The sequence below is a fragment of the Paenibacillus sp. MY03 genome (assembly GCF_002165585.1).
Taxonomy (GTDB): domain Bacteria; phylum Bacillota; class Bacilli; order Paenibacillales; family Paenibacillaceae; genus Pristimantibacillus; species Pristimantibacillus agaridevorans.
The window spans coordinates 1-25742 of sequence record NZ_MXQD01000036.1 but is presented as its reverse complement, the minus strand read 5'-3'; the positions used below and the strand labels follow the sequence as shown (position 1 = coordinate 25742).

General features: G+C 49.7%; 21 protein-coding genes and 1 pseudogene. 20 read left to right on the top strand and 2 right to left on the bottom strand.

The window, feature by feature from the left end:
* Positions 1–85 precede the first annotated feature (85 nt).
* On the top strand, positions 86–880 hold the full coding sequence (locus tag B1748_RS24675) for a phytanoyl-CoA dioxygenase family protein (RefSeq protein WP_087570613.1): 795 nt from the start codon (positions 86–88) through the stop codon (positions 878–880).
* A gap of 66 nt (positions 881–946) precedes the next feature.
* On the opposite strand, the gene B1748_RS24670 is transcribed toward B1748_RS24675, so the two are convergent.
* Positions 947–2062: a GIY-YIG nuclease family protein gene (locus tag B1748_RS24670; RefSeq protein ID WP_087570612.1), complete on the bottom strand. Its 1116-nt coding sequence runs from the start codon at positions 2060–2062 to the stop codon at positions 947–949.
* A 238-nt stretch (positions 2063–2300) separates the two neighbouring features.
* On the opposite strand from B1748_RS24670, the gene B1748_RS24665 reads away from it, so the two are divergent.
* The 5 genes from B1748_RS24665 (at position 2301) to B1748_RS24645 (ending at position 7099) form a co-directional block, all read left to right on the top strand.
* Positions 2301–2864: a dihydrofolate reductase family protein gene (locus B1748_RS24665; RefSeq protein WP_087570611.1), complete on the top strand. Its 564-nt coding sequence runs from the start codon at positions 2301–2303 to the stop codon at positions 2862–2864.
* 290 nt (positions 2865–3154) lie between these two features.
* Positions 3155–4288 (top strand): alanine dehydrogenase, encoded by a 1134-nt coding sequence (gene ald / locus B1748_RS24660; RefSeq protein ID WP_087570610.1) that lies wholly within the window; start codon positions 3155–3157, stop codon positions 4286–4288.
* A 75-nt stretch (positions 4289–4363) separates the two neighbouring features.
* Entirely contained in the window at positions 4364–5503 is a 1140-nt protein-coding gene (gene alr, locus B1748_RS24655; RefSeq protein ID WP_087570609.1) for an alanine racemase, read from the top strand.
* 96 nt (positions 5504–5599) lie between these two features.
* Entirely contained in the window at positions 5600–6883 is a 1284-nt protein-coding gene (locus tag B1748_RS24650) for a PucR family transcriptional regulator (protein WP_087570608.1), read from the top strand.
* Between the two features lie 24 nt (positions 6884–6907).
* Positions 6908–7099, top strand: a complete 192-nt coding sequence (locus B1748_RS24645; protein WP_087570607.1) for a hypothetical protein — start codon at positions 6908–6910, stop codon at positions 7097–7099.
* 107 nt (positions 7100–7206) lie between these two features.
* Here B1748_RS24645 and B1748_RS24640 read toward each other — a convergent pair whose 3' ends face one another.
* On the bottom strand, positions 7207–7983 hold the full coding sequence (locus B1748_RS24640; protein WP_087570606.1) for an IclR family transcriptional regulator: 777 nt from the start codon (positions 7981–7983) through the stop codon (positions 7207–7209).
* 268 nt (positions 7984–8251) lie between these two features.
* Between B1748_RS24640 and B1748_RS24635 the strand changes: the two genes are divergently transcribed.
* The 14 genes and pseudogenes from B1748_RS24635 to B1748_RS24570 all read left to right on the top strand — a co-directional run.
* On the top strand, positions 8252–9991 hold the full coding sequence (locus tag B1748_RS24635; protein ID WP_087570605.1) for a type 2 periplasmic-binding domain-containing protein: 1740 nt from the start codon (positions 8252–8254) through the stop codon (positions 9989–9991).
* A 76-nt stretch (positions 9992–10067) separates the two neighbouring features.
* Positions 10068–10976, top strand: coding sequence for an ABC transporter permease subunit (locus B1748_RS24630; RefSeq protein ID WP_087570604.1), 909 nt, complete (start codon positions 10068–10070; stop codon positions 10974–10976).
* A 21-nt stretch (positions 10977–10997) separates the two neighbouring features.
* Positions 10998–11885, top strand: coding sequence for a carbohydrate ABC transporter permease (locus tag B1748_RS24625; protein ID WP_087570603.1), 888 nt, complete (start codon positions 10998–11000; stop codon positions 11883–11885).
* Between the two features lie 31 nt (positions 11886–11916).
* Positions 11917–12765 (top strand): amidohydrolase family protein, encoded by an 849-nt coding sequence (locus tag B1748_RS24620; protein WP_087570676.1) that lies wholly within the window; start codon positions 11917–11919, stop codon positions 12763–12765.
* A 15-nt stretch (positions 12766–12780) separates the two neighbouring features.
* Entirely contained in the window at positions 12781–13887 is a 1107-nt protein-coding gene (locus B1748_RS24615) for a mandelate racemase/muconate lactonizing enzyme family protein (RefSeq protein WP_087570602.1), read from the top strand.
* Between the two features lie 10 nt (positions 13888–13897).
* On the top strand, positions 13898–14659 hold the full coding sequence (locus tag B1748_RS24610) for a creatininase family protein (RefSeq protein WP_087570601.1): 762 nt from the start codon (positions 13898–13900) through the stop codon (positions 14657–14659).
* 15 nt (positions 14660–14674) lie between these two features.
* Positions 14675–15049: a RidA family protein gene (locus B1748_RS24605; protein WP_087570600.1), complete on the top strand. Its 375-nt coding sequence runs from the start codon at positions 14675–14677 to the stop codon at positions 15047–15049.
* 31 nt (positions 15050–15080) lie between these two features.
* Positions 15081–15839: pseudogene (locus tag B1748_RS24600) on the top strand (Gfo/Idh/MocA family protein); the annotation flags it as partial.
* Positions 15840–16107: 268 nt separating this feature from the next.
* Positions 16108–16767: an RraA family protein gene (locus tag B1748_RS24595; RefSeq protein WP_087570675.1), complete on the top strand. Its 660-nt coding sequence runs from the start codon at positions 16108–16110 to the stop codon at positions 16765–16767.
* 47 nt (positions 16768–16814) lie between these two features.
* Positions 16815–17705: an SMP-30/gluconolactonase/LRE family protein gene (locus tag B1748_RS24590; RefSeq protein ID WP_087570598.1), complete on the top strand. Its 891-nt coding sequence runs from the start codon at positions 16815–16817 to the stop codon at positions 17703–17705.
* Positions 17705–18862, top strand: coding sequence for a Gfo/Idh/MocA family protein (locus B1748_RS24585; RefSeq protein WP_256975911.1), 1158 nt, complete (start codon positions 17705–17707; stop codon positions 18860–18862). The genes B1748_RS24590 and B1748_RS24585 overlap by 1 nt, the downstream gene beginning before the upstream one ends.
* Positions 18855–20675 (top strand): hypothetical protein, encoded by a 1821-nt coding sequence (locus B1748_RS24580; protein ID WP_087570596.1) that lies wholly within the window; start codon positions 18855–18857, stop codon positions 20673–20675. The genes B1748_RS24585 and B1748_RS24580 overlap by 8 nt, the downstream gene beginning before the upstream one ends.
* A gap of 28 nt (positions 20676–20703) precedes the next feature.
* Entirely contained in the window at positions 20704–23784 is a 3081-nt protein-coding gene (locus B1748_RS24575) for a family 43 glycosylhydrolase (RefSeq protein WP_087570595.1), read from the top strand.
* A 269-nt stretch (positions 23785–24053) separates the two neighbouring features.
* Positions 24054–25742: MBG domain-containing protein (locus B1748_RS24570; RefSeq protein ID WP_179215806.1), on the top strand; the 1689-nt coding region annotated here is incomplete at its 3' end.

Genomic DNA, 25742 nt, shown 5'->3' with positions numbered 1-25742 from the left:
CTTCAATACCCCAAGATTGTAAGCCAATGAAGTTGTAATGTAAAGCTAAGAAAGCACAAGTCTTGAGTGAGAGGGGCATGCAGAAATGTCGGGGAAAAGGGTAAAGGCAACAGAGGAACAAGTAGGGTTTTATCGTGAAAACGGGTTCGTGCAAATGGATCATGTATTATCGCAAGAGGAACTGGAGGAGCTTCGTGGGTACATGGACGAGGTGATGAATAGCGAAGGCGGAAAAGCTGTTCAGACGGATCAACAAGGAGGGGCTTACAGTAAGGTTCTGAACCAGAAGGTCAATACGTGGAGAGATCACGGTGGTATGGGGAAGTTCGTACTGCGTAATCGTTTCGCGGAACTTGGCAAGCAACTGACGGGGTTCTCTGGCGTTCGGTTGTTTCATGATCACGCCCTATTAAAGATGCCAGGAGACTCCAAGCCGACGCCGTGGCACCAAGACCGTCCTTACTGGCCGATGGTCGACAACGGCAAGCCGCTGCAAGCTTTCTCTATATGGATCGCCCTCGACGACGTAGACGAGAACAACGGCTGCATGATGTTCGTGCCCAAGTCGCAAAAGATAAAAAATCTGAAAGGCGTGGATTTGGTTTCGCCCGAAGACATTTTCGGACAGGAGGGTGCTTCCAATGCGGATCGGAACACCGCCGTCATCGTCCGAATGAAAGCTGGCAGTTGCACGTTTCACGACGGCATGACCTTCCACTACGCTCACGCCAACAACACCGCCAAGCCGCGCAGGGCGCTTGCGATAATCTTCTTCGAGGATGGAGTTAAATTTAGCGGCGGAAATCATCTGGTGACAGACGGGACGGGGCTTGTTGCGGGAGATAGCTTGGCAGGACCGTTGTTTCCGCGTTTAGTTTAATGAAGAAGAAGGGCTGGCCGCTCCTTCTGGAAACTCAAATAAGCGAGTCCCAAACCAGGGACTTGCTTATTTGGGTTGGTTATCCCGGCATGGGCGATTATGATGAAAATAATTGCGTTCCCCAATCTGCAGCAGCTCGTATTTAACGCCGCGCTTGGGGATCGTAAGCGCAGGCTGGCGCTTTATAACCTTCTGCTTGCGCAGCTGCTGTATTTTATCCACTAGAAGCTGACGGTTGCCAAGGCGACTAACGATGATTTCATCCGGGTCATGCTCAGCAGCATATTGAACAATAAAAGCGTCGGATAGCTCTGCGGGATCATGAGATCCTTTCGGCAGCTGTTCGATATAAATGCTTGTTATGAGACCATGCGAAATAGCGAGTATACATACTTCATTGTCGCCAAAATAGAGCACAGCTTGTCTTGTATCCGTTTGGCGCTCGACGATTTGTTTCTCCTTGGCCGCCGCCTCCAGGCTTTGGGCCGTCAGCAGCAGCTTTTGCGCCTTTTCGAAATGCAGCGCATCAGAGCACTTTTGTATTTGCTCATATAATGAAGCGATTATTTCATGCGAAGGCTTTGAAAGCAACAGCGCAGCCTCTTCGGACTGCAGCTGGTATTGCTTCTTGTCGATCAGCCCTTCACAAATGCCGCTGCAGCGGTGAATATGATAGAGCAAACATACTTTTTTCGGCATGGCTTCGCAGGAGCGCAGTCCGAATTGTTCCGTTATGTAGTTGGCCAGCTCATCGCGGTAACGGGAGCTTTTGAAGGGGCCGAACTTTTTGGCGGCTGATGATTTGGATGCAGATATTTGATCATCACGATTTCTATAATAAATAGCTAGACGAGGAAATTCCTCCTCTGTCAGCTGCAAATACGCATAGCCGCTATCCTCTCGGATCAAGGCGCGATTAAACGGAGGCTTGTGCTGTTTAATGAGATTATTTTCGAGAAGCAGGCTTTCGGCTTCATTATTGACGAGCATTACATCTATAGAATCAACCTGCTCAACCAGTTGAATTAACTTGCGCTCCGTATGCTGACGGGTGAAATAAGAACGCAGCCTGTTTCTAATGTTTTTGGCTTTGCCGATATAAAGCAGCTCGCCTTCCTTATCTCTCATTAGGTAGCAGCCAGCGCTTGTCGGATATTGATCGGCCTGAAAGTGAAACGGCATCGAGCTTCACCCCCTTGGTTATTGTCTAATAGCAGTGAGCCTCCAGGATTGGCCCATGCTTTTATCCTAATAAATATGCAATTGCTTTACAATATGAATGATGAATCTCGAGGAGGAAAACTGATGAGCAACAATTAAGGTGAAATATTTCCATTATGTGTTAATATAAAAACGATGTTTCTATGTTTCAAGCAAGCCTTGATCTCGTTGAAAATGAAAGTGGGAGGGTGTTATTGAAATGGCTAATCTGATCTACGCTACCAACGTATCTTTGGACGGGTACATGGAGGACGAGAACGGCAATTTCGAGTGGACGATCTCCGGTGACGAAGAGTTTGCGTTCTGGACGGACTTCCAGCGGTCGATTGGCACCTACCTATACGGGCGTCGATTGTACGAATCGATGGTGTACTGGGAGACGGCGAGCGCAAAGCCAGGCGATCAACCGGAGGTAATGCGGGAATTTGCGCAGATCTGGCGAGCGGCTGAGAAGATCGTATATTCCCGGACGCTTGAGGCGGTTTCAAGCGCAAGGACCAGGCTCGAGCGCGAATTCGATCCTGATGCGATCCGGAGGCTGAAGGAGTCTGAAGAAGCCGACATTACGATTGGCGGCACCGGGCTTGCTGGGCAGGCGATGAGTGCGGGACTAATCGACGAGTTTCATCTGCTTCTTAATCCGATCGTCTTGGGCGGAGGTAAGCGAGCATTGCCGGACAACCTCCTCTTGCGACTAGAGCTGCTTGGCGAACGCCGCTTCCGAAGCGGTATTGTTCATCTTCATTACCGCGTGATCGTCTGAGCGCGACGCTAGAGGGAAATCTATTAATTTATCGATAGAGACTCGCTGAATGCGGGTCTTTTTTTTATGGATCAAAGGGGCGATAGAAGGGATTCGTCATTCGCTAAAAATGGACAACAAAGTCCCAGTCGAGTCAACAGAATCCGGAATAAGCAGCGGAAAGCGCGGAGTTTGTTTCCAAACACAAAAGAAACGAAAGAAGTTTTGTTTTTCAAACAAAATCAATAAAAACGAAATGTGTTATTGTTTTTACATTAAATTGAAATCTGACAGAACGGGAGACAATCATGATGATTATCGGCATTCCGAAGGAAATTAAAAACAATGAAAACAGAGTTGCCATTACTCCTGCTGGGGTCGTGACTCTTAAGAAGGCCGGCCATCGGGTTTTGATCGAAAAGGATGCAGGTATTGGCAGCGGTTTTATTAATGAAGATTATATCCTTGCCGGTGGAGAAATCATCGCTAATGCTTCTGAGGTGTGGAACGATTCGGATATGATTATGAAGGTGAAAGAACCGTTGGCAAGCGAATACGGTTATTTCCGTCGCGGTCTTATTCTGTTTACTTATCTGCACCTGGCTGCTGAGCCTGCGTTGGCTGCGGCACTCAAGGATAAGGGCGTCGTCGCGATTGCTTATGAAACCGTTTCGGTTAATCGGACGCTCCCATTGCTAACGCCTATGAGCGAGGTTGCCGGTCGGATGTCGATTCTGCTAGGCACACAATTTCTACTGAAAAACAATGGCGGCCAAGGCATCCTGCTGTCGGGAGTGCCGGGAGTAAGCCGTGGCAAGGTCAGTATTATTGGCGGTGGAGTGGTTGGCACTAACGCCGCAAAAATGGCGATCGGACTTGGGGCAGATGTCACGATTATTGATATGAGCGCAGATCGTTTAAGGCAACTGGACGATATTTTTGGTACGCAGATTCAAACGTTGATGTCTAATCCATTTAATATTGCCAAGGCTGTGGCAGAAGCAGATTTGTTGGTGGGCGCGGTTCTAATACCTGGAGCCAAGGCTCCGAAATTAGTTACAGAAGCGATGGTAAAGACGATGAAGCCTGGTTCTGTTATTATCGATGTAGCGATTGACCAGGGAGGAATCGTTGAAACGATTGATAAAATAACGACGCATGATCATCCGGTATTCGAGAAGTACGGCGTCCTTCATTATTCGGTTGCCAATATGCCGGGAGCGGCTCCAAGAACATCGACAATGGCATTAACCAATGTTACCATTCCTTATGCCTTGCAAATTGCGAACGAGGGTCTCCTTCGTGCACTCGCGGGAAGCGACGCATTAAAGAGCGGTGTTAATGTAGCTAATGGATCCATTACCTGCGAGGCTGTTGCAAAGGATCTTAAAGAAGAGTATGTTTCCATAGAGAATGCGCTTAAACAGGAATTTTTAGCGAATTAATATTTTGCTGCAAGGGGAAGACGGCCAAATAGAGGGGTGGCTGTCTTTTTCCTATTTGGGCAGTCAGACAAGGTGATGAATGCGTTGCAAGAGAGAGAGAGCTTTCGGGATACATGGGCGGAAATCAGCCTGGGATCCATATCGAACAACATAAAAAGTATAAAAGGCTACATCGGCTCCGAGACGAAAATGATGGCGGTTGTAAAGGCCGACGGTTATGGGCATGGAGCAGTTGAGGTGGGGAAGTTGGCGCTGCGATTGGGAGTGGATTATTTAGCAGTGGCCATCCTGGATGAAGCTCTGCAATTACGAGAATCGGGCATCGAAGCGCCTATTCTTATATTAGGTTATACGCCGATAAGATCCATCTCTGCAGCAGTCAGCCATCATATTACAATAACAGTTTACACGGATGATGTGCTCGAAGAAGTTATTACGCAAGCTGCTCGGCTTGGCATTGTGGCGGCGATTCATTTGAAGGTGGATACAGGCATGAATCGAATAGGGATAAGTTCGAGAGAGGAGGCATTATCCCTTGTAGAGAAGGCTAATAAAAGTCCATTCGTACGATTAGAAGGGATATATACTCATTTTGCCATTGCGGATGAGCAGGATTGTCCATTTACGGTGGAGCAATTTATGAGATTTATGTCCTACATCCAATTCATTGAGGAAAAAGGGTTCGAAATCCCCATCAAGCATTGCTGCAACTCCGCCGCCACACTGAATTTCCCGCATATGCATTTGGATATGGTTCGAGTAGGTATTGCCTTGTATGGCCTATATCCGGCTCCATCGATGAAGAAGCATCCTGTCGTATTGGAACAAGCGATTAGCTTGAAATCAAAGATCGTTTCAGTAAAGACAGTACCCGAATCTCAGTCGATTAGTTATGGTTGTACCTATAAGCCGGATCGGGAGAGTCTGATCGCCACCTTGCCTATAGGTTATGCGGATGGACTTTCCCGTGCGCTGTCCAATGTGGGGTATGTCGCTGTTCGTGGTCAGAGAGCGCCAATTGTTGGGCGTATTTGTATGGATCAAACGATGATTAATGTAACGGATATTGCAGATTGCAAGCCTGGCGAAGTCATTACGCTGATTGGGATCGGAGGCTTGGCGCCATCGGTGGATGAAATGGCTGATTGGACGGGAACGATTAATTATGAGGTGGTATGTCTGGTCGGCAAGCGCGTTCCGAGAGTGTTTAAATAGGCGCTCCTAAGGAATGCGAGAAAGGACTATTTAGAGCCGTTATGAAATGGTACAATCGATTAGAATGTTAGATTTTTACTCCAGGAGTGGTTGGTTATGACGGAATTAGATGCTTCCATTGGACGGGCCTTTGAGCGTGCCTTTGATAGTCTAGAAGCTCTCGCGGATACGATTAGCGAATCTCTTCAGTCCCAGGTGACGATTGAAGACGATCATCATAATGTTATAGGATATAGCTCTCATCAACTGGAGAGTGATACGGCGAGGCTTTCCACCATTATCGAGAGGCGTGTTCCTAATTCCGTTCTGTCAGGCTTACGTAAAAAGGGGATCCTGCAGCTATTGGAATCCGTGTCCCACTCCGTCAGAATTCCAGCCATTAATGAGATTGGTTTAGGGGCGAGACTGGCTGTTTGTATTAAAAATAATCATGCCGTTCTAGGTTATATATGGGTAGTAGATACAGGGAATTTAGTAGAGGGTCATGCGGAACGGGTCGTCGAAAAGTCTGCAGAAATCGCGAAGCGGTTCTTATTGAAGCAAAGAAGCTGGAAAGCGAAGCAGGACAAAACGCATGATGAATTTATTTGGAAGCTGCTGACGGACTGTTATCAATCCGATTCGATGATAAGAAAAGATGCAGAAGCCTTATCTCTTCTGCTTCCGGATTGTTATCATATTGTTATTTTTGAATGCAATGTACCGATCAACGATGAGAAGGTAGCGAGACTTAGGCTAGCCCTTACTGCTAAATCGCAGGCTCGTTTGGCTTGCCTGACGGCAAGTCAAAATCATTTGATTGCGATCCTATCGTTATATTCGACGGCCTCCAATAAAGCAGATCTTACCTCGTTCATCCACGCTTTTGTTCAGGGAGTTAACGAAAAAAAAGAAGTTACCATTACCGCATTCGGCTGCAGCGGCAAATACGATAAGTATACGCGGGCTTCCAATGCTTACAAAGAAACCTTGCATATTCTCTCGTTGAAAAAACTTCTCCCTTTTCATACTCGCCAGGTTGTCCATTATGATGATCTGGGATTTCTTATGCATGTCCCATCTATTATCGAGCATAAAAAAAATAGCGATTACAGCAGCCCATTGCTGCAATTATTAAGAGAGCACGATCGTGAAAGCAAAAGCGATTTTATGAAAACGTTAGCAACGTATCTGTCCCTCAATTGCAATGCCAAGGATACGGCCGCTCTCCTGCATATTCATGCTAACACGCTTAATTATCGCCTCAATCGAATATCGGAGATTACAGGTCAAAGCTTAAAAAACTCGAATGATTTCGTATCCATTTATTTGGATATTTTGACCGAAGAGACCAGCTCGATTAATCAATGGCTGCCGTCTCGACAGGATAGAAATGACTGACGGATCGGAAAATGGAAGGATACGATGTATCGGGTCCTGCTTGCAGAAGATGAAATACTCGTCCGTCTTGGACTTACGGATCTTAAAATGCCGATCATGGGAGGAATGGAGCTGATTACGACCGAAGGTAAGTTAAATCCTGCGAATTCTGCAACACGTGCTGAAGCGGCGCAGTTTCTCATGAATGTGCTATTAGAAATAACCATAAGGGATTAGAGGCAGAAGGGGAATCACCAAAAAAACGGCAGCCCGTCAATTGACGGGCTGCCGTTTTTTGGCGCGCTTGGCAGCGCATAGGCCTACTCGATTCAGGAATGATAGAATCACGTTTTCGATCCGAGAAAACCAGACAAAATTTTGGCAGTTTCCATCAATTTATCGGCATATTCGGCAACTTTCTGCATAGGCATATTGGCTTTCAAGGTGGAAATGCTGATGGCTCCGAATATATGCTGGTTGTCTCTGAAAATGGGAGTGCCTACGCATCTCACGCCCAATTCTCCCTCTTCGTCGTCAATCGAGTACCCGTACTCTCGAATTTGCTTCAGATGTTCACGGAAAGCGGACTCTGAGGAAATCGAGTTGTCTGTCAAGGAGCCCATCCCCTTATCAAACAATTTTTGCAGTTCATTTTCAGGCAAGAAGGCTGAGATTGCTTTGCCGCAGGCTGACACATTCAAGGGTTTGCGTTCACCGACATAAGAGAGAAATCGCACGGAGCCAAAACCTTCGATCTTTTTAAGGCAGATCGACTCCCCGTTATCAAAGGTGCATAAATGTACGGTGAAGTGGGTTTCATCCCGCAATTTTTCCAAATGCGGTCCGAATAAAGAGTTAGGGTCTATATGTCGAATGGACAACATCCCTAAACTGTAAAGACTTAAACCGAGATTATAAGATCCATCAGGGTTTTTGCGTACATAGTTGTGAGTCTCAAGGGTATGCAGTATGGAGTATACGCTTGTTTTGGGCAAATTCAGCTTTTTGCATAGACCGGATAATGTCAATCCTTCCGCAGAATGTGCGAGACAATCGATAATGGCGATCGATTTCTCCAGAGCAGGGACGGAATAACTTGGACTTTCGGTCTTAATTGACATAACATGTCCCTCCAGAAAACAAAAATGTAAAATTGTTCAGACGGCTACAAATCTATAATAGATGAATTCATAATAATTTGCAAAATGTCCATTTATGCAGCAGGAATGGGGGGTAGGCAAATCGAATAAAGCGCCTTCATTTTCGTTGACAGAAATTATCTTTTAATATATTCTTTATTTAGACCTATTTTTAAATATCGTTCAATATACGGAACAACGCGCGAATGAATAGGTCGTCCGAACAACAAAAAAAGAAGGGAGACGGCAAATGAAGGGAGCAAAATTAAAAAAGAAGTTGATTGCATTGCTCGTCGCGTGTCTTGCACTATCGCTCATTGTCGCATGTACAAACAACGGGGGAAATTCAGGCCAGACGACAGCAAACCCAGAAAGTACTCCTTCAGGCAGCAGTGACACGACAGGGGAAAACCAGCCAGATCGATCGCCTTATACGATCAAGTACATGTATCCCGGAGGCACGAACAAAATCAAATTATCCGATGAAACCGAGATTGGCCAAATTATTAAAGAGAAATTCAATATTGTATTCGAATTCATTCCTTATGCTGGTAATTGGGAGGAAAAAGTAAATCTGATGCTTGCCGGAGGGGATTACCCGGAAATTTTGTGGATTCAATACAATCCGAGTCTGCAAAAGTACATACAAGCCGGAGCTGCTTTGCCGTTAGATGATTATTTGGCGGATTCGCCCAACTTCGCGAAACGGTATGCCGAACAGATTCCCATTTGGCGCAGTATTGCCGCCGACCAGAAGCTCTACAACTGGCAAAACGGGCAAAGCGATTTTATGAACAACATTCGTGGTTTCGATATCGGGACTCGAATCGATGTTCTGGAGAAGCAGGGTTATCCGAACTTGGTATCAGAAGATGAGTGGATCGCTTATTTGAAGCAAGCGATGCAGGATTTTCCGACGACGCCGTCCGGTCAGAAAACAATCGGTATGGTGGCACCGTTCGGGGAGCCGTGGGGAATGGCCGGAATTGCCGGCATTATGTATGAAAAAGGTGGAAGATACACGGGTGTAGCCGGTAACGGAGCGGTTATTTTCGACCATAGCAATAATCAGTTTGTCGACTACTTGAAGAATGAATATGTCAAGGAATCCTTCCAATTCTTCAACAAGCTATACAGAGAAGGCATATTGGATAGGGAAAGCTTTACGGACAAGAGCCCCCAGGTGGAAGAAAAGCTTGATAGCGGCCGCGCGCTAAGCTCTTGGTATCAACTTCCCGGATACGGCACCAATCTGAAGTTGATCGAATCCGGACATCCGGAGATGCAGTACATCACATTGCCGGTTCGTAGCAATACGCAGGTTGAAAGAAACGAGAAACGTTTGATTATGGAACTGGATCTTGTTCCTTTTAACAATATGATTATTACCAAAAACGCCAAGGACCCGAAACGCATTATGGAGCTTGTTGACTGGGCATCGACCGACGAAGCGCAAATTCTGTTCCAGTCGGGCATTAAAGACAAGCATTACACGGTCGATGCGAACGGAGTACGCACTCCTACCGATTTGTACACCTCCGAAGCGCAAAATCCGGATAGCAAAGTCGGCTTGTTCCTGTTCAACTTCCTTGGATACGATTCGAGAACGGGGGAGGACGGTCAAGCCTACAGCGTAAGCTCCAATCTGGAATACCGGGATAAGCTATCGCAAACAGAAGAAACGATGAATGCCTTTAAACAACTCGGCTGGGAGACTTCGTTTGATTACTGGCTGGAAACGGCGGAAGGAGCGAAGTCAGGCGTCGTTCCTTCCATTAAGCTCGACCCGGATTCGGCGCTTAGTCAGACCGATCAAAAGCTGGTGGAATTCAGAGTGAAAAATACAGCCAAGCTTATTATGGCAAAAGACGACGCTGATTTTGAGAAACTATGGGGAGAAGTCCTGCAAGAGTACGAGAAGCTTAAACCGCAGACCGTGATCGATGAATACAACCGGCTTTATCAGGAAGCGTTGCAAATTTTCAAATAGATAACTATTAAATCGGGCGAAGAATAGGAGACGGCTTGTCTTCTATTCTTCCCGGACTAAAGGGTGATCCGCTATCATGTTGCAACGCAAACTGTATCGGCAACGTTATCTCTTTCTCATGCTGGCTCCGGCTTTTCTGCTGGTCCTGATTTTTAACTATGTGCCTTTGGTCGGATGGATGCTGGCATTTAAGCGTTATCAGGTTGGATTGGGTTTTTGGGCTTCGGAGTGGGTCGGTCTTGAGCAGTTCAAACGATTTTTTATGCAAAGCACCGACTATGTCTATTTGCTGCAAAATACATTGTCCATCAATTTCATGATGATCATTACCAATTTGACTTTAGGTCTTTTGTTTGCCGTTCTGCTCAATGAAATCAGACGCCGCTTTTTTGTTAAAATCATACAGACGGTATCATTTTTTCCGTTTTTCATTTCATGGGTCATCATTTATTCCATAGCGAATACTTTTCTTTCCTCTTCTTCCGGCCTGCTCAACGAACTGCTGATGAAATGGGGGATATTGTCCGAAGGGCTGAATATTCTCGGGGAAAGCAAATATGCATGGCCTCTTGTCATCCTGCTGGAAGCCTGGAAATCTGTCGGATATATCAGCATTATCTTTATTGCCGCAATATCCGCCATACCCGGCGAACAATACGAGGCGGCCGATATCGACGGCGCTACGCGCGTGCAGAAATTGAAATTCATTACAATTCCCAATTTAATGCCGACATTCGTGGTCATTCTGATCTTGAACAGCGGCTGGATCCTGAATTCTAACTTTGAGTTGTTCTATATGTTCACAAATGCAACAAATTGGGAGAAGATGGAAGTTCTAGATATGTACATCTATAAATTTGGATTACAGCAGTTGAACTATTCGTATGCTTCCGCCGTAGGGATCGTAAAAACGATTGTCAGTATCGCTATCCTGTTGTCGGTAAACGCATTCTCGAAGAAAATGACAGGGAAATCTATTTTTTGAGCTGCGGAAAGGAGAGCGAATATGCATTACAAAGTAAGTCCGGGCGACCGCGTGTTTGATTTTATTAACTATTTAATTATGATCCTTGTTTTTATTGTCATGGTCTTTCCTTTTCTTCACTTGATCAATTACTCGCTCAGCAATCCTTCGCTTGTCAGCGGGAAATTTCTGTTTTACCCGAAGCAGTTCAATTTGGATTCCTACAGAGCCATTTTTGCCAATCCGGATGTCCTTAACGGCATTTATATCTCGCTTGCAAGGACCATTATCGGCACCTTATTTATGGCTATAGTCACCTCTATGGCGGCTTATGTAATAACGCGCGACGACATGGTCGGCATCAAATTCATAAGAAGATATTTTGTCTTCACCATGTACTTTTCCGGCGGCATTATTCCGACTTACATTTTGATCAAAAGTCTTGGATTGGTGGGTACCTTTTGGGTCTATGTCATTCCGTCGGCGGTAAGTGTTTTCAACATGATTTTGATCAAAACGTATATTGAGGGAATTCCCAAAGAGCTGGAAGAGTCGGCGTTAATTGACGGAGCAAATGACGCATACCTTTTTGCCAGAATTATTCTCCCGCTTTGTCTTCCGGTTATGGCGGCTATTTCGTTGTTTGCGGGCATCGGTCAATGGAACGCATTTATTGATACGCAATTCTACAACGCGATGCATCCGGAGCTATTCCCGCTTCAATATGTGCTTTACAATTCCTTTCAAACTATCACATCGGTAGAGCAGTTTACCAACAGCATGTCCGGTGCGGAAAAATTCAGGATGCTCACCCCGCAGAGTCTCAAAATCGCGATGACGGTAATTACAGTGCTGCCTATTATGCTTGTGTACCCGTTTTTGCAGAAGTACTTTATGAAAGGGCTATTGCTTGGTGCGGTTAAAGGATAAAAATATTACCGGATGGGAAAGTGAGGATATCATGATTTTTGATTGCCATACCCACTTGGCGCAGCCAGAACATATTTCCGGTCCCTTTTTAGCTGATGCGCGACGCGCTTGGGGCGATAGTTTCGCCATGAAGTGCACGCCTGAGGATCATAAAAATGCGCTGGATAAGGTGGAAAATTGCTCCGGCGCGATCGTGCTGGCGCTGGACGCTCCATCGACGGGATTTAACGTGCCTAATGAATATGTCGCGCAATATGTGCAGGGGAATCCGACCCGGCTTTTCGGTTTCGCGAGCATTGATCCACAGCGGGAAGAACCGGAACGGCTGCTGGAAGCCGCCGTGAAGGAATATAAGCTGAAGGGGCTGAAGCTGGCGCCGTTTTATCAGGATTTTCATCCACTGGATCGGCATTGCTATCCTCTGTACGCCAAAGCGCAGCAATTGCGATTGCCCATCATGTGGCATCAGGGCACATCATTTGTTCAGAAAGGGCCCTTGGAAAAATCAAGGCCGGTCTATCTGGACCCGGTAGCGCGCTCGTTCCCTGATTTGAAGATGATTATTGCCCACATGGGGCACCCGTGGATGGGCGAAACGATCTCGGTTGTTCGCAAAAATCCGAATGTATATACGGATATATCGGCATTGGGTCGCAGACCTTGGCAAATGTACAACGGATTGATCGAAGCCATTGAATACGGCATTGAGGATAAACTTTTGTTTGGCACCGACTTCCCGTTTTTTACAATCGAAGAGACGATTGAAAGCTTGCAGAACCTCAATCATCTGGTGGAAGGAACGAATTTGCCGCGGATACCGGATCGTGTCATTGATAAAATTCTCAGCAAGAATACGCCCGAAGTTTTGGGGCTTCGTTAAAAGGAGCGTTGCATCATGAAAATTGTTTCGGTTGAAGCGATTCCTGTTATTCTGCCTTTCCGCAAAGCCGTAAGCGATATATGGGGAACTTACCCCTCATCCCGTCACGGCATTGTGATCGTACGCGGCGAATCGGGTCATTACGGCGCCGGGGAGATCGCTTTCGCATGGTTTGGCGGGGCGCATTCTTTATGTCATGAGGTCAATACGCACTGGGCCGACTTGCTGGTTGGTATGGATATACGGGATATTTCCTTGATTAACGAAAAGCTGGATCATCTTTGCAGCTTCTCCAAACGGCATCTGCTGGCAAAAGCGGGCGTCGAGACGGCCATATGGGATCTGCTCGGCAAGGAACTGCGGCAGCCGGTCTATCAACTGCTGGGGGGGAGGAGAAGAGCGGAGATTCCGCTGACCGGCGGAGTTTCGATGGGCGTCCAGGAGGAGATGGTGGAGGCGGCCGTTCAGCATGCAGCGCAAGGCTACGGGGAGCTTAAATTAAAGATTGGAGCCGATGACCGAAAGGATTTGGAAATGGTGAGCGCCATACGCGCAGCCATCCCCGACTCCATCCTGCTCAGAGTGGATGTAAATATGGCGTGGCGCGATCCGAAGCAAGCGAAACGAATGATTGACGAGCTTGAGAAGCATGGCGTACACATGGTCGAGCAACCGCTGCACTACGACAGGCTGAGCGAGACGGCCTGGCTGCGGCGCAACACCAATGTCAGTATTCTGATTGACGAGGGCGTATGGGATGTTCCGGACGCAAAGCGGACTCTGGAGGCGAACGCAGCAGACCTGCTCCATGTGTACATATCGGAATCCGGCGGGATATGGGGTTCGCGGCAAGTATTCGAGCTGGCCGCCCATTATGGCGTGGATTGCACGATCGGCTCCATGCCGGAGGGCGTCATCGGCGCTGCGGCATCGGCGCATATAGCGGCGGCTATGGCCAATCTGTCTGGACACGCTTCCGATATCCGGGGCTTTACCGGTTATCTTGAGGATGTGGCGGCGGAAGAAATGACCATCCGGAACGGAGCTTTGATTGTGCCGGAAGGGCCGGGGCTGGGAGTCACGATAGATTTTGACAAGCTGCGCAAATTGTCCGTCAGCTAAGGGGGATTCCATGATCTTTCATGATCTGACTTATGAGGAAATTAACGATATCGACTTTTCGCGCACGATTGTGCTTATACCGACGGGGGCAACGGAGCAGCATGGGCCGCATCTGCCGACAAATACGGATACTTTGATCGTCGGTCGATTGGCCGAGAGGATCGAGCGGTCGCTTGCGGAGCATATATTGCTTACCCCGACGATCTGGTTGGGACATTCGCCGCATCATCTGTCGTTCGGCGGGACATTGTCTTTGCCTCATTCGGTTTATATCCAGATGCTGCATGCGGTATGCGATTCCTATATCAGGATGGGTGCGAGGAAACTATGGATTTTAAACGGCCATGGAGGAAATGGAGCTCCTCACCAGATTGTACTGCAACAATTAAAAAACGAGCATCCCGATGTGATCGCCGTTGCCGCCGATTACTGGAATCTGGCCAAGGAAGAGATCGGCAGCATCCGCGAGTCCGGCGCAGGCGGGCTGGGTCATGCCTGCGAGCTGGAAACCTCCCTCTATCTGTATCTGGACGAAGCCAAGGTGCTGCGAGAGCGGATTCGGGACGACGGCATACAACCCGAAGGCGATATCTGGTTGCTGGATATGCAAAAGGGGAATGAAGTGTCGCGCGTGTTTAATTTTCGGGAGTTGACGAAATCGGGCGTTTTTGGCAGGCCTTCATTGGCAACGAAAGAGAAGGGTCAGCGGTTGTTTGACGGCATTAGTACCAGATTGGAGCAATTCGCCCTGCAGTTGCTGCAAATTCAATAGAAACGAGGGTGGCGCATGTCCAAGCAAATTATTAGTTCGCCGCGGGTTCATCCGGTGTTCGGCAATTATTCGTCGGCAGTTCTGAAACAAAATACGATGTATTTGGCCGGATTCGGTCCCTTTGATGTTAACCAGCAGCTGGTAGGGGAAACCATAGTCGAACAGACGCATCAGACGATGCAGAATATTCGCAATCTATTGGAAGATAACGGATTCGGCATGAGCGATATTGTACGCGCCACCGTTTATTTGAGTTCGATATCCGATTGGGCCGCGTTTAATGAAGTTTTCGGCCAGTACTTCGATGGAGATTATCCGGCCAGAACAGTAGTCGCGTGCGAGTTGAACGGTTTTCTGGTGGAGGTCGAATGCACGGCTATCAAGGACTGATTCTGATTCGACAGTCGGGGGGAGGCAAGCGATGAAAGACTTTCTATGCATGGGTGTAATAGGCTGTGGCGATATCGCCGTTTCCAGGCATCTTCCCGCTATGCACGCTTCCGATGCGGTCCGGATTGTTGCGCTTTGCGACACGGATCTGGAGCGAGCCAATCAACTGGCCGCCAGGTACGAAGTACCCTTGGCGACAACCGATCACCGCGAGCTGTTGAATGATCCCGGCATTGATGCGGTGGTCATATGCACGCCGCCTTGGATAACGCCGTTATTGACGATAGAAAGTTTGCAAGCGGGCAAGCATGTGCTGTGCGAGAAACCGATGGCGGTGGATTTGGAGACGGCGCTGAAAGTGCGGGAGGCGGAGCAAAGCAGCGGTTGCCAGGTGCAAGTAGGTTTTACATACCGGCACGGCCCCCTGCTCGAAACATTAAGAACATGGATTCGGAGCGGGCAGCTGGGAGCGCCGCTTATCTATCGAATGGGCATCTTTGATGAAATTTGGGATCCGGACGGCAATCCCGAGCATTATGACAGAATCTATCGCACGATGGAGCGCGGCTCGCCATCTATTCATGACGGCGCCCATGTGGCGGATTATCTGAACTTTCTGAGCGATTCCCGGGTCGAGGAAGTACAGTCGTTCGGCCTGCGCACCCGAGAGGAATTTCCCGCGTCGAATTACGACCTGTCGGTAATCCGGTTTGCCAACGGCGATGTGGCCAAAGTGGAGATTGGATGGTTCATGCCGCGGTTTCCGAAGGGCGAATTTGAAGTTGTCGGTCCGCGCGGCATCGCCATCTTTGATCGCGACTCCCGTACCGTTCAATTGAAAAATGAAACCATTACGCAGACCGTTCAGCTTGAGGATGATTATTTTGAATCCTGCTTTAAAATCCAGTTGGACAAATTTGTCCATAGCATCAAGACAGGGGAGCCATGCATTCCCGGTACGCAAGCGGGCATTGACAGCCTTGCTTTAACCAAAGCTATCGAAAAAAGCATTTCCGGAAAACCAAAATGTTAGATGCGAGGGAGAGAACAGCGTGAATATGAACAGCGACAGTCAACTTTTTGAAGTCATGAAAGCGAAGCTGTATACCGGCGTCATTTGCGATACTTTGGATGATTTGGGGTATCGGGAACAGGCCATGAGCGAGCATGTACGGCCGCTGCAGCCTGATCTTGTTGTTGTAGGGCGGGCCAAAACGATATTGGCAGCCGACGTTTACCATGTGCATGAACATCCGTACAAGCTGGAAATTCAAGCGCTTGACAGCATTAAACCCGGTGAAGTGGTGGTGATGTGCACGAATCAATCCGTGAATAACGGCATTTGGGGCGAACTGCTGTCTACGGCAGCCGCGATGAGGGGAAGCACGGGCGCGATTGTTGACGGATTGATCAGGGATACCCGCAAGATCAAAGACATGAATTTTCCCGTCTTTTGCAAAGGAATCAAACCGGTGGATTCCAGGGGAAGAGGAATCGTAATCGATTATGACTGCCCTGTTGTAGCGGGAGGAATTCGCGTGCATCCGGGCGACGTTGTGTTCGCAGACTGCGACGGCGTTGCGGTTATTCCTTCCGCAGTGCTTGAACAGACGGTCGAATTGGCAGTCGGGAAGGTCGAAAGAGAGAACAACAGCCGTAAAGAACTGCTGGAGGGCAAGCTGCTTCAGGATGTCTTCGATAAATATGGCGTTTTGTAAAAGCGGAGTCAAGGGGAAAGAAGCATTCCGCCACGGAGGCTGCAACTATGCATGATAATTTGTTATATACCAGCCGCGTTTTTACCGAACCGTTTGGATTTACGGACGGAATCGAGGGACCGGCATGCGATCGGCACGGGAATTTGTATGCAGTCAACTATGCGAGGCAGCATACGATTGGCAGGATTGCGCCTGACGGGCAATGCGCCGTATTTGTCGAGCTGGAGAACGGGAGCATAGGCAACGGTATTCGCTTCAATCGGGCGGGCGACATGCTGATCGCGGATTATACCCGTCACCGGATTCTCAAAGTCGAGATGGCAACCCGCCATGTATCCGTACTTGCACACGAACCTTCGATGAGTCAGCCGAACGATATTGCCATCACGGACGACGATATCGTATTTGCCAGCGACCCCGACTGGGAGGCGTCCTTAGGCCGATTGTGGAGAATCGAGCCGGATGGGACAACGACTTTGCTAGAGGAAGGGATGGGTACAACCAACGGCATCGAAGTGAGTCCCGACGGCAAACGTCTTTATGTGAACGAATCATTTCAACGAAAGATTTGGGTTTATGATCTGTCGGCCGATGCACAAATTTCGAACAAATGTCTGTTGTTTGCCTTTGACGATTATGGACTTGACGGAATGAGATGCGACATGGAAGGCAACCTTTACGTGACCCGCTATGGGAAGGGGAGTGTGGTGAAGCTGTCGCCCGGCGGCGAAATATTGGAGGAAATTATGCTGACGGGAAAAAATTGCACGAATTTAACCTTCGGCGGACACGATGGGAGAACCTGCTATGTCACGGTTGCGGACACGGGCAACATAGAAGTCTTCCGGGTGGATGCTCCCGGAAGATGCTGGACCATGCAACAAGCGCAATCATTCACAAATATACGGAGCGTTGGAGAGGAGCAAGAAGGATCGTGATGAATAGAAAAGTAAGATTGGGCGTTATCGGATTGGGACCAAGAGGCGTATATATCGCACAGTTGTACGCAAGACATCCGGATTGCGAGATTGTTGCGTTATGCGATCGTGTCGGCCCCACGGTCGAGCAGGCTGCGGTTGCCCTGAAATCCAGTGCAAACCGGTACACGGACTTCGAGCGAATGATTCGCGAAGAAAAGCCGGATGCGGTATTAATAGCGTCCCCGCCCGACGAGCAAGTGGATATTGCCTGTTATGCGATGGAACAAGGCGTGCACGTCACAACCGAAGTTCCGGCGGCCTATACGATGGAACAATGTTGGAAACTCGTTCGCACGGTTGAGAAAACCGGCGCAAAATATCAATTATCGGAACAAACCCGTTATTGGGGATTTATCGATGAGTGGCGCCGGATGGCGGAGCGCGGCGACTTCGGGCAGATTTTGTTCGCCGAAGGGGAATATTTTCATTATGGCGAGTGGGACTATTATATCGATCCTCAAACGGGGGAACGTTTTTATGGAAACGCGCTGCCTCCGGAAGGCAGGGAAGTAGAAGCAACGTGGCGCAACAAACGGTTTTACAATCCGATCTATTATTTGCCGCATACGCTAAGTCCGCTTCTAAAGATTACGGGCGGGAGAGTGACCAAGGTATCATGTATGGGAACGAGGCCCCGAAGCTATTATGTCGATAACTACGAGGCGAGGGACATTGAGGTTGCGCTTATGCATACAAGCACCGACACCGTATTGCGGGTTGCTGCCGGATTCACCTCGCCGCACGGCCCCCGCAAGGAAACCGGCTTCCACTGGTACCAGGTGAAGGGAACCGAGCAGACGGCGGAATGGGCAAGGACGGAGAACGACAGTCCAAGATTGTGGACGGCAGCGGATCGTCAATGGCGAGAGATGGATTGGAGCACAAACGTCCGTGACGTAAGCGATTTCATCAAAGCAAGCGGTCACGGTAGCTCGGATGGATGGCCCGTCGTCAATTTCCTGCGAGCGATCCGGGAAGACAAACCTATCGATATGGATGTTTACAAGGCCGTCGAGACGGCCGCTCCTGCCATTCTTGCCGCCGAATCTTCCAATCGGGGCGGGATTCTGCTCGAGGTTCCGGATTTCAGAAAGAAGGTACCGGATCATGAATGAGCAGGCTAGATCGTTTGTTGGTTATCTCTATAGCGATCGACTGAGAGCGGAAGCCAATCGCATCGGAAGAAATTACTGGTATGCCTATTTGCCGGAAATATTCGATGAAATGGGTTTGCGCGCGACGGAACTGTCCCTTGATGCATTGGAGAACGTTTCGGATCTTGCAGGATATAAATATTTATTTGCCGGTTCGATGAGCCTGAATGCGCGACAGCAAGAAGTTTTGCGGGAATGGGTGCGCCTCGGAGGCATTCTCATTGGATTTGCCCTCAAGGGAGCGGATGATCTGTTCGGCATCAGTCATCGCAAAACGATTGCGCAGCCGGACGACGAGTTCACGATTTCGGGATACGGCAAATTTTCGCGGCAGGAAGGAGATGCCGAGACGTCTCCGGGTCCGATGTACGATTATCGCGGCGCGCTGCTTCCGATCTTTTCGCCGCTGGAGATGGTCGCGCCAAGCCATGAGGCCGTGATCGAGGAAGCTTTGCTGCTTAACGCAGGTAGAACGGCTACCGGCTGCCCTTCTGTTGTCCGGACACAACTGGAAGCCGGGAAGACATGGTACTTTGCCTTTGATCTGACTCAGACGATCTGGGTGATGCATCAAGGGCGGCCGATTGATCGGGACTACGACGGCGACGGATATTATCGGACCGGGGATGCGATTCCGTTTAGCCGTCTGCATGATCTGGAGGTTCCTTATGGGGATTATTGGCTGCAGTATCTGGAGGAGATATTGTCATCTACTCCCCAGCCCTTTATTCATCAACTCCCGCCATTGCCGGACGGAAGCGCGCCGGACTTGCTCATTCATTTCGGCGGAGACGATGAGTGCACGCCAGGCATTCAGGTCGAGGCTTCCCGCTATATGAAAGCGTTGGGACTTCCTTATCACATGAATTTGATGCCCGTAAACGGCAAATTTGCAATCGATCGGCAAGAGTATGAGATCATCAAAAACAACGGACATGATTTATCGATCCATTTTGATTTTGTCAAACCCCATTTTCATTATACGGAAGCCGATGTGCTGGAACAAATCCAGATGTATACGGAGGCCTTCGGAGAAGTGCCGATTGCTTCCGTAAATCATTGGTGCACAGGCACTGGCTGGGCGGAGCATGCGCGTTGGGCAAGCTCGGGAGGAATGAAAGGCGACAATTCAAGGGCGCATGCGTTCAATCCCCCTTATAATCCAATCAATCTGATGGGCTATGGATTCGGAACGGTATATCCGCATTTTGTATACGACGATTTCAAGCATGACAACGCGCGCATACCGTTTGTCAACATTCCCATCGGCTTTTTCGAGCCGCGTATTTATGAAGAATCGAAAGATCGGGATATTGCTCGAATACAGCTGGCTGTCGAGCGGGCGGCGTATTTCGGGTGGACGCTCAATATGTTCATCCATCCGGTGTATATTTCCGACGCGGAGCACAATATGCATTGCTTGCCCGCGCTGGAAGAACTGCTTCGATATTTGAATGAAAAGCAATTCAAGGTAAAGTATCATTCCACAAATCAGCTGTGCCTTTGGTGGATGGAGCGTGCTTCGACCCGATTGGAGCATTGCGTACTGGATGCTGGAGACGGCGGATCCACTTTATCATTTGAAGTGGAAACGCAATCAAGCGACGGCGTGCTGGTCAAAATCCCGCTAAACGACGGTAACGGGGAAGCAGCCTCTTATTCGTTAGACGGTCAACAGCGGGCGGCTGCCGTTCATCGCCAGAACGGCCGATGCTGGTTCATATGCCATGTACCGAGAGGAGAGCATCGGATTAGCGTAACGTTGCCGAATTGATGGATTCTGAAGAAGGAGTGATGGATAAATGCGACATGCAGAGCTGAAAAGCGGTTTGATGCGATGGAGAAAAGCTGCAGGATATTTTATGCTGGTCGTCTTTATGATTTCTCTGAACTTTTTTGGCGTCACTGCTCCCACGTTGACGTTTGCCCATTCTTCCACGTACACCAATCCGATCCGGCCCGGCGATTTTGCCGACCCTACTATCATTAAAGGCAAGGACGGGTATTGGTATGCGTATGCTACCGGGGACAGATTCCAGATTTCCAGGTCGGAAGATCTGCAAACATGGACAAATATGGGCACGGTATTCGCTTCAAAACCTGCCTGGGCGAGTGGTTATTCCTTTTGGGCTCCAGACATTCGATATATTGATGGGCAATACGTTCTTTATTACAGCGTGATCAACAGTTCCGGCGTGTCGGCGATCGGCGCTGCATCCGCGCCTTCGCCGACGGGGCCATGGACGGACAGAGGCTCAGCGCTGCTGACCGTCGGCGCCACGCTGATTGATCCTGCAGGCTTTACCGATACGGACGGAACAAATTATGTCCTATACGGGAGTTATCCGGGAGGGGTCTGGATTCAGAAGCTCAACAGCAGCGGGCTGAGTGCCGATCCGGCCTTCTCTCCGGTGAAAATTGCCAGCGGCAAATATGAAGGGCCTTACATGGTGCATCGTGACGGCTTTTATTATCTGATGCTGTCGTCATCCAGTTGTTGTGCCGGACCTTCGTCCGGGTATGTAACCTATGTCGGGAAGTCCGCAAGCCTGCTTGGTTCCTATGTCGATCGCGATGGAATACCGCTTGTGAATTCGCGAAGCGGCGGAACGATCATGATGTCCAACAGCGGTAATTCGGTTCTTGGCGGGGGCCACAATGCCATGCTGACCGATCTTTCCGGTCAAACCTATATCGTGTATCATGCGCTTAATCGTTACACGGCTGCCGACACGGTCCGTCAATTGCATATCGATCGCCTCGACTGGATTGACGGATGGCCGATCGTGCGCGAGGGCAGAGGGGCATCGGCTACCCCCCAGCCCATGCCGATTGTAACAGGAACGGTGGATGATCGCTTTGGAGATTCTGTCGCCACAGCCAACAATTTTGTTGCGCTTCAAGGCAGCTTCTCGAACATCGGCGGTGCAGGAACAGACAGCGGGGCGTTCATGCGGCTGACCGGACCGGATACAATGGCGAGAGTGAAGGTGCTTTCCGGCTCGGATGTGCAGGTTCAGGCTGATGTACGTACAATGGGGACGGCCGATGTCGTTGGCTTGCTGAGTAACTATGTGGATGAAGACCATTATGTGCGGATTTTGCTTGATGCCGCAACGAACGAGTTGCAAATCGAAACCGTGACCAACGGAATCCCGACAGTTACGACTACTTCTTTACCATCGAGCTTTGAGCCGGACAAATGGCATACCTTGACCGTCCAAGTGCGCGGCAATCATCTCAAGGCCGAAGTCACCCATGCCAATCTTGGAGACCCTTTGGCTGTAAAAACAACTACGCTTCCAAACGCGCTGGTTAATCAGGGGGTTGCCGGAATAGCGGGAGACGATCTTGCGGAAGTGGATAATTTTTCGTTAAGTACAATCTTTACGGCTTATACATCTTTGGTTTCGGATCCGCCTATTGTCAGCAACAATTTGTTAACCGCCTATTCCGATGAATTTACAGGAAGCTTGGGTGCCGGCTGGAGCTGGATCAGAAATGATCCGAATGCCAGCGTGCAGTCGGGTTCGTTGGCATGGCCGACACAATCGGGGGATCTCGCCGCCGCGTCGGGCAAACCCGGGGTCTTGTTGCGATCTCCGCCTAAAGGCAACTATATGATCGAAACGAAACTCAATTTTAATGTCGGAATCAACACGATCAGAGATTTTGAACAGGCCGGCCTCATTGTTTATACCAATGATAACAATCATTTGCGTTTGGTCCACAGCACCGCGAATACGCTTAGGTTGTTAGAGTTTTGGAAAGTGACGCAAGAGGGCGGCGGTACTCGATGGGCGGGAGCAACGAATTTCGGAGTGCCGGCTGATACGACTTGGCTCCGCATCAATGTAACCATTGATCCTGTAACGGGCGAGCAGCATTATCGGCCTTCAAGCAGTACGGACGGCGTAAACTGGAAAACGGGGGGAGTGTGGGTCCTTCCCGCCAATACCTCCGCCCAGATCGGACTGGTGTCGCACGGCCGTACAAACGCAACCCAGGCAACAGCCAAATTCGAGTATTTCCGTGTGTTCCAGAATAAAATCGACCGAACCGAAGGCGATGTTACTGGTGACAAGTATGGAGATCTGACAACCATTGACGCAGACGGGAGGTTGTCAATCTATGCGAATGGATTCCTGGAGCCGGCCCATAACGGATATCCTTTCGTCAATAAGTACTGGACATCTCTGGGCACATCGTGGGGAGCAGATACAACAGCCATTACGACAGCCGATTTAACGGGCGACGGAAAGGCCGAGTTGCTGGCTCTGGGAACAGACGGTCATCTGCGCATATGGAAAAATACAGGCAGCACCACCCCTTGGACCTTCGTTACCTGGGATTACGTCAATTGGAGCGATGCGATTCGCATTGCTGCGGGGGATGTGAATGGCGACGGGTTGGCTGATCTCGTTTCCACACACACAGACGGTTCCTTGCGCATTCACGTGAATACGGGGAATGCTTCCGCTTCCGGAACGGGACTGCCGTTTAACATGCTGACCTGGTCTGTTCCGTCAGGCTATTCCTCGGGAATAACGGGGATTGCCGTTGCCGATACGACAGGTGACGGGTATGCCGATCTGCTGGTGGCGAGAAGCGACGGAACTTTGACGGAGTATGCCAATCAATGGCCAAGCGCCCCCAATCAGCTGCCCTTCGCTGCCGCAAGCTGGAGCGTGTCAGGGGAATGGGATGACATATCTGATATTTCGGCAAGCGATGTCAACGGAGACGGATGGGCCGATCTGATGGCTCTGACAACAATGGGTCAGCTTCAAATATACGCCAACAAAAAGTTTTATACAGACGCGCCATTTGATACTGCGACCTGGATTTATTACAACTGGAGCGGTGTAAGCGTAATCGGGTAGGCCGTCTTAGGAGCCGGAAGCGAAATTCCTGCAATAGGGAAGACGCGGGTAGTAACGAAGGAGCTTTTGTGCTTGTCCGGGTCATAAAAAGTCGTTTCGAGGGTCCGCTCATGGGCCTCTCTAAACGGCTTTTTTGGCATCCTTGGTGACTCCGAATCTATGAGCGGCCTCACTTAAAAAAACTAACTTTCGATAATCATCAATCGCGCCTTCCTATGGTACGATTTATTTATTCACTTAGTAATTCATAGACTGAAGGAGTGCTTCTAATGATTGGAAACAGCTTCCGCGGCCATCTTGCGAAGGTTGCGGCGGTCGTATTGACTATAGCGGTTGTATTCGCTTGGTTGGGAGGGGGCCGGCAAGAAGTGCTGGCCGCGGCATCGCCCGACCCTCTCGACCAGCAAGTCGTCTCGAGCGGATTAGGAACGGGCGCCATGTTCGATGATACGGCCCAGAGCTTTACAGCGGGAAAAAGCGGCTATCTGTACGACATTGAGCTTCATCTGTTCCGATTTGACAGCGCCGGAGCAGGACAACTCAAGATCGAGATTTTTGCGGGGGAAACCCTGTCGGGTTCGGCGCTTGGTTCGGTCACGCTCGACTATTTGGATATCCCTTTGTCGCCGGCGCCGAATATGACCTTAATCACCTTCGACGGCATACCTATAACGGAGGGACAGCAATATACGATTCGAACCACTTCCGCCAGCCAAGGCGGTATGTGGTTGGGCACGGGAAATTCCTACTCTGGAGGAAGGTTCTATAGCAGCTCTCATTGGCCCCCGGATTGGAAGAACGAATATGACGCTTACTTCCGCACCTATGTAGCGGATGCCGTTCGGACTCCCGACACGCAATTGACGGTGGCTGCGCAGGCGAATGCGACTTATGGAGATGTGGTCGTCTTCTCCGCTCAATTGATGAACGGGGCAAGAGCATTCGCCAATCAACGGGTCGAATTTCAATTGAACGGCGTGCCTGTCGGCAGCGCGGCAACGAATGCTCAAGGCAGAGCGGAGCTGTCGTACGGCATGGACAAGCCGCCGGGGGATCTCCTGTTGGAGGCACGATACAATGGGACCTCGTTCTACTCCATGGCGGCGGACGATACGACGATCACCGTCGCCAAGAGGCCGATAACGGTAACGGTCGGCGGGGCGTCGCGTCCGTACGGAAGCGGCAATCCTGCCTTTACGAGTCAAGTAACCGGGCTCGCTTCGTGGGATGCGGCCTCCTCGCTTGGGACGCTCTCCTACACGACAAACGCCTCCGCTTCCTCAAGCGTGGGAACATACGCCGTTCAGGCATCGGGCTATCATTCTCCGAACTACGCGATAACTTATGTACAGGGCGCGCTCACGATTACGAAAGCCCCGCTGACCGCAGAGGCCGATTCGACTTCGCGCCAATACGGTCTGAGCAATCCGGTCTTAACGGGCACGCTGACGGGACTTAGGAACGGAGATGCCATAACAGTCACCTATTCGACTACGACTTCGCCAAGCAGCCCGGTAGGTGCTTATGCGATTACTCCGGCTCTTGCGGACACGGGAAACGCGCTGCATAATTATGAGCTGAAATTGAAGGAAGGCCAGTTGACCGTGACGAAGGCGCCCTTGACCGTTACGGCGTCGAACGACGAACGGCAATACGGAGCCGTCAATCCGCTTCTGTCGGGGGCGATCGTCGGTCTCCGCAACGGGGACACGTTTTCGGTCGCCTATTCGACGACCGCCGCTGCGGGCAGCGGGGTGGGATCCTATGCCATTACGCCGAACGTGACGGATCGGGACAATAAACTCAAGAACTACGAGGTGCAATCCGTTCCCGGCACGCTTACCGTAACGAAAGCGCCGCTAACCGTGACGGCTCATAATAAAACGCGCGAATACGGAAATCCGAATCCCGTCTTTACGAGTACCAGTGTCGGACTCCGCAACGGGGACACGTTCCCG

Excerpts from the sequence above, each read along its gene's own strand:
- B1748_RS24675 (WP_087570613.1), top strand. The coding sequence starts at position 86 with ATGTCGGGGAAAAGGGTAAAGGCAACAGAGGAACAAGTAGGGTTTTAT.
- B1748_RS24670 (WP_087570612.1), bottom strand. The coding sequence starts at position 2,062 with ATGCCGTTTCACTTTCAGGCCGATCAATATCCGACAAGCGCTGGCTGC.
- B1748_RS24665 (WP_087570611.1), top strand. The coding sequence starts at position 2,301 with ATGGCTAATCTGATCTACGCTACCAACGTATCTTTGGACGGGTACATG.
- ald (WP_087570610.1), top strand. The coding sequence starts at position 3,155 with ATGATTATCGGCATTCCGAAGGAAATTAAAAACAATGAAAACAGAGTT.
- alr (WP_087570609.1), top strand. The coding sequence starts at position 4,364 with ATGAATGCGTTGCAAGAGAGAGAGAGCTTTCGGGATACATGGGCGGAA.
- B1748_RS24650 (WP_087570608.1), top strand. The coding sequence starts at position 5,600 with ATGACGGAATTAGATGCTTCCATTGGACGGGCCTTTGAGCGTGCCTTT.
- B1748_RS24645 (WP_087570607.1), top strand. The coding sequence starts at position 6,908 with ATGTATCGGGTCCTGCTTGCAGAAGATGAAATACTCGTCCGTCTTGGA.
- B1748_RS24640 (WP_087570606.1), bottom strand. The coding sequence starts at position 7,983 with ATGTCAATTAAGACCGAAAGTCCAAGTTATTCCGTCCCTGCTCTGGAG.
- B1748_RS24635 (WP_087570605.1), top strand. The coding sequence starts at position 8,252 with ATGAAGGGAGCAAAATTAAAAAAGAAGTTGATTGCATTGCTCGTCGCG.
- B1748_RS24630 (WP_087570604.1), top strand. The coding sequence starts at position 10,068 with ATGTTGCAACGCAAACTGTATCGGCAACGTTATCTCTTTCTCATGCTG.
- B1748_RS24625 (WP_087570603.1), top strand. The coding sequence starts at position 10,998 with ATGCATTACAAAGTAAGTCCGGGCGACCGCGTGTTTGATTTTATTAAC.
- B1748_RS24620 (WP_087570676.1), top strand. The coding sequence starts at position 11,917 with ATGATTTTTGATTGCCATACCCACTTGGCGCAGCCAGAACATATTTCC.
- B1748_RS24615 (WP_087570602.1), top strand. The coding sequence starts at position 12,781 with ATGAAAATTGTTTCGGTTGAAGCGATTCCTGTTATTCTGCCTTTCCGC.
- B1748_RS24610 (WP_087570601.1), top strand. The coding sequence starts at position 13,898 with ATGATCTTTCATGATCTGACTTATGAGGAAATTAACGATATCGACTTT.
- B1748_RS24605 (WP_087570600.1), top strand. The coding sequence starts at position 14,675 with ATGTCCAAGCAAATTATTAGTTCGCCGCGGGTTCATCCGGTGTTCGGC.
- B1748_RS24595 (WP_087570675.1), top strand. The coding sequence starts at position 16,108 with ATGAACAGCGACAGTCAACTTTTTGAAGTCATGAAAGCGAAGCTGTAT.
- B1748_RS24590 (WP_087570598.1), top strand. The coding sequence starts at position 16,815 with ATGCATGATAATTTGTTATATACCAGCCGCGTTTTTACCGAACCGTTT.
- B1748_RS24585 (WP_256975911.1), top strand. The coding sequence starts at position 17,705 with ATGAATAGAAAAGTAAGATTGGGCGTTATCGGATTGGGACCAAGAGGC.
- B1748_RS24580 (WP_087570596.1), top strand. The coding sequence starts at position 18,855 with ATGAATGAGCAGGCTAGATCGTTTGTTGGTTATCTCTATAGCGATCGA.
- B1748_RS24575 (WP_087570595.1), top strand. The coding sequence starts at position 20,704 with ATGCGACATGCAGAGCTGAAAAGCGGTTTGATGCGATGGAGAAAAGCT.